1 protein-coding gene is annotated in these 778 nt (G+C 46.4%); it reads right to left on the minus strand.

What is annotated here, in order from left to right:
- On the minus strand, nt 1-762 hold a 762-nt coding region (locus tag BACCOPRO_RS16850), incomplete at its 3' end, for a RagB/SusD family nutrient uptake outer membrane protein (protein ID WP_040311640.1).
- Between the last annotated feature and the right edge of the window lie 16 nt (nt 763-778).

Below are 778 nucleotides of genomic sequence, written 5' to 3' on the forward strand. Positions count from 1 at the left end.
TTTGTTGATCAGCGCCTGTGCTACATTTGCAGCAGTTGTGTAATCTTCCATATCGAGTGCAACACGTGCTTTGAGCACCTGTACGACATCAGCCGTAATCTTTGTTGAATTTACCTTTCCGGCAGTTGTAACATACTCTTCAGCTTTGGTGAGGTCATTCACGATATGCTGGTAAGTTTCCTGCAGTGAACTTCTTCCCGGATAAGTCTCCGCATTCGGTCCCGGATTATAGGTATCTACCAGAGGAACTCCATATTCACTGGCAGCCGTTGATGGATTATAGTCCTTGCAGAAGTGGAGAGCCAGTTCGCGGTATGCCATTGCTCTGCTGAAATATGCATGTCCCATGTACAGCTTGATTTCCTGTTTGTCCGCATCACTTATCTGCGGATCTTCCAGCAGCAGGGCAGCTTTCTGTATGAGCAGGTTGGCATTGGCAATGTAGTTATAGTTGCTGGACCAGCAGCTTTGTACGGTTCCATCTGTGATCTGGAAGTCCCATCTGTAGTAGGCTCCGTATGTGTTACCATAGTCTGAAGTGGCTACTACCTGTCCGCTCTGTACGAGTTCGGTTGCAGCGATTGATCCCTGGATATATCCTCTCCATTCAGCATGGAAGAGGTTACTGTATTTTTCGCAGTCCCCGACGTTGCGTACCGATTCATCGGTAGCGATATTTGTTTCGGGGGTAAGATCCATGTCACATGAAGACAAGGAGCAGCAGCATGCGATTGCTGATATGAGGAATAGTTTCTTGTTCATATACTAATTTATTTTT

Source organism: Phocaeicola coprophilus DSM 18228 = JCM 13818 (assembly GCF_000157915.1).
GTDB classification, from domain to species: domain Bacteria; phylum Bacteroidota; class Bacteroidia; order Bacteroidales; family Bacteroidaceae; genus Phocaeicola; species Phocaeicola coprophilus.